Source organism: Streptomyces sp. NPDC058701, from assembly GCF_042715295.1.
Classification (GTDB): domain Bacteria; phylum Actinomycetota; class Actinomycetes; order Streptomycetales; family Streptomycetaceae; genus Streptomyces.
In genome coordinates, this window is record NZ_JBHXSY010000042.1 from 1 (window position 1) to 3,619 (window position 3,619).

Consider the following 3,619-nt stretch of genomic DNA (forward strand, 5'->3'; position numbering starts at 1 on the left):
GCGGGTACCAATGCGCTGCGCGCATTGCAAGGGATGGAATTCGCTGCGCTCATTCCATAAAGCGGAGAAAGGCGCTGCGCGCCTTTCTGATAAACCGCTGCGCGGTTTATTGCTATTCCCGCTGCGCGGTAATAGCGGATTTCTGCTTCGCTCCAATCCGAACAGAGTGCGTACGGACCCGCTCCGCGGTCCCGTACGGGGCGTCCGCTGCGCTCCCGCCCTGCGGCTCCGCCGCGCTGGCAAAGGCGGAGGGTGGCCGGTCTGGGCGGCTGCCCTCCTGCGTGGCTTTGAGGCACCATCACACCCACAACCCTTGCAGGGGTTGGGGTGAGCGGGTCGTCCGTCACACGTGGCCGATGGTGGGGCGCCTAGCGTGACGGGGGGCCGGCGAGTGTGACGGACCGGCGGACCCCACGGCCCGGGACGGGTGTGACCGGGCGGGTGCTTCCCTCCCCGAAAACTTTCGAAGAATCCTGAAAAAGGCCTCCACTCTCTCCGGCTGGAGTCCGTCCGGGCCGGTGTGCATCAAATGATGCAGCATGTGCTGTTGGCGGATCCGGGCCACCCCCCGAGGGTGCTTCAATTTACGGGCTAGCCTGACTCTGGAATGAATCCCGGTGCATGGTGCATCACATGATGAGCTGTGTAGCATCCCGGATTTCTTGTGACCCCCTCCCTGCAAGATCCACCACCTTGTCCCCCGAGTTGGTCGGGGGAGCCGAGGAGCGAGAACCGAGGAACGCGGGGCGCGGAACCAGCCCACCGGACACAGGCCCCGCCTCCCCCACACACCCGCCACAACCCCCCGGAAAGGCCCCGCCGGCCCCAGGAGGGGCCGGGGTCACAGGGCCCGCACCCCGGGCGCAGAACGCAGCACAGCCGGACGCAGGGCACAGGTGGGGCGCAGGTGGGGCCACCCCCCACCGCTCCCCCGGGAGGCGCACACACGGAAACGGACGGGATCCGGCACGCGCGAACCGTAAGAGCGGCGTACGGACAGCGTACGAAGGGGTGGGGGTTCCAAGCTCACGCTTGGATTTCAACAGACCGGCGCAGACCCATTCGCCCGTCACTCCGCCCCCTCAGGCAATCCGAAGCCCCACGCGCCCCTCTGGGGGCTCATCAGGCGCTCACGTACCCCGGAGGGCGGGCAGTGCCGCAAACCCCCGCAGCGGGGCACACAACAGGGCCAGCGGTCACGGAGTGATCGTGGTCTGGAGTCCGCCTACCGTCGCGGCACGCCGTCGGGCCGGCAGACGCGTCACGGCGTGGTCGACACCACATAGCATGTCCGACACGGGAATGCCGTAGTGGGCGGACAGTCGGTCGAGGTCGGCCAGCGTCCACGACGAACCCCCGGCGGTGCTGGCCTGCTTGCGGGACGCCTGTCCCTGGCTGAGCCGCAGACCGCGGCCCAGGTCTGCCTGGGTCTCCCCCGTGACATACATCAGGGCAGCCACTGTGAGCCGTAAAAGGGACAGGATGCCTGTATCCCCTGAAAGCCCCTTGAATACACAGCTGGGGGCTTCCCTGACAGGTAAGCCCCCAGCAATTACGCCGCCTGATCTAGGTAATCAGTTTTCAAATATTGAATTTATCTTCACTGGCTCTGATGTCCGGAATGCATGGAATGGTTCATGTCCTTGCTGGCTGCGGACGAAGTGACTGCGCCTTCAGGGTAGAAGAATCCCGTTCCCACGCCGGGATCGAATCCGGGAATCGGGGTACCGGGGTTGAGGATGGAGACAGCCGGCCCCGCGGAGGGGTTGTCCGGCTGGAGCCAGAAGTGGATGTCCCACATCCGGGGATGCGCCATTCCGACGCCGTTGTCCATGTCGAGAAGGCAGCCGCATTCCTGCGCGCTGGGCGGGGTGCTGCCGGGGGCGTCTCCGTGATGCCCGGGGGCCTCGGCGGGGGGTACCGGGATGTTCTGCCAGGTGTCGCCGGGGTGAGCGCTCCGCTCGTGGACGAACCAGTCCGTGGGCTTCAGGCAGTGCAGGGCCCTGTCCTGGCTGAAGCCGGGGGCGACACCGGGGTTGTACTGCCCTGCATAGCCCCAGCCGGCCAGCTCGTACGGGAAGTCCTTGTGTGCGGGATCGAGGAGCTCCGCGGGTGTCGCTCCGGGAGCGGGACGGTAGAACAGCAGGGTGGGCAGGCCCGGCGTGTACCCCGGGTTCGGGTTGAGGAAGGTCAGCCCCATCCCACCGACGCTCGCAAACTCATGGGGCTTGATCGCGTAGGTAATACCCCCGGGCTGTGCCCCCACATGCGCGAGGCTGTCCACGTCAGCCTGGTTAAGCAGCGTGGTGTGGCCGGCTAAAAGCTGCGTCACCCGAGCCTCTTCGGCAGACAGGGCATCAGCCCGTTCACGAGGAGTGCACGACACAGCCGCCGCACTGGCTTCAGCACTCGACGGATTCGACACACCGGCAATAGCGGGACCAGCGGCAGCAATAAGCGAAAAGGCGCCGAACGCGACGACAGCCACCCGGCCGCGATCCGTCAGCTTCCGCCACCAACTACCCGCCGCCTGATCAATACTGTTTTCATGCACCTGAAAACTCCCTCACCGAACAGCTGGCATCAATAAAACCCCTCAATAATCGCGCCACCCCGCCGGCCCAACCTGAGTAATAGATACTCGAATTACGAAAAAGATCTCCATTTCGGCGATGGATCTCCCTGAAAGCCTTAACGAAAGATTCAGGCCAGGGCGCAGCGATTTTCAGTCACATGCTGGTGCCGTCCACCAAGAACTACAGGCCTCCCGCGGCCACCCCTACAAACACCCCTGGTTTCCCCGCGTTGGCCGCCACGTCCGCGCCCGAAGCGCAGAAAGCAGGGCCTGCCGGAGCACGGGGCCAGGACCGCACCGGGCCCCGGCAGGCCCTGTGTAGACATGTCCTGGTCCCGCCCCGTGCAACGACCGGAGGCCCAGCCAGCATCGGTCACGGTGGCGCGGCGCCCGAAGTCTCCGAGGAGAACGCCGTCATGGTCTGGCAAGGGGTGGCGGCGGTCACCAATGTGACCGCCGCCCCTGGGGGCCGGATGATCACGGGGAGGGGCATTGCCATCCAGGCGGTCCCGACTCCCAGTAAGCGCCCCGCGTGGCCACCTGGCAATGCGCGGGGTGAACCGGAGTGCCGTCCGGTCCACCCCGCAGCAGGCCCGGCAGGCCGGTGGCCCCTGCCCATGGGGGACAGGGCCCACCGTGCATGCCGGTGCACTCGAACGACACCGGCACAGCAGCCCCTCCAGGCGCCACCATCACGCTAACCCCTACCCGGCCGAAAACACACCCTGCGTGTCTCAAACATGAGCACAAGGTAACGGAGGGGCGGGAATGATCATTCTGTCCGGCAGGCCTCAGCAGTCTCCGGCGCGACGACCGCCGTCGCGCAAGAGACGCTTCAAGAAGCTCCCCGAAGCGGCCACACCGCGGAGCTGCACTGCGGCAGGCACGCCGCGAAGACCAGCACTGGCCGGGAGTGTGCAGGGGCTGTCCGAGCGCGGGGGGGGGGGGGGGGGGCCCCCCCCCCCCCCCCCCCCCCCCCCCGGCGACCCCCCCCCCCCCCCGGGGGCCGCCCCCCCCCCCGCCCCCCCCCCCCGCCCCCCCCCG

At 67.3% G+C, this 3,619-nt stretch carries 1 protein-coding gene; it reads right to left on the minus strand.

The window, feature by feature from the left end; all coding sequences use genetic code 11:
• Positions 1-1,600 precede the first annotated feature (1,600 nt).
• Complete coding sequence (locus ACFWW8_RS30925) at positions 1,601-2,554, minus strand: hypothetical protein (RefSeq protein ID WP_386534031.1); 954 nt, start codon at positions 2,552-2,554, stop codon at positions 1,601-1,603.
• Positions 2,555-3,619: the final 1,065 nt, after the last annotated feature.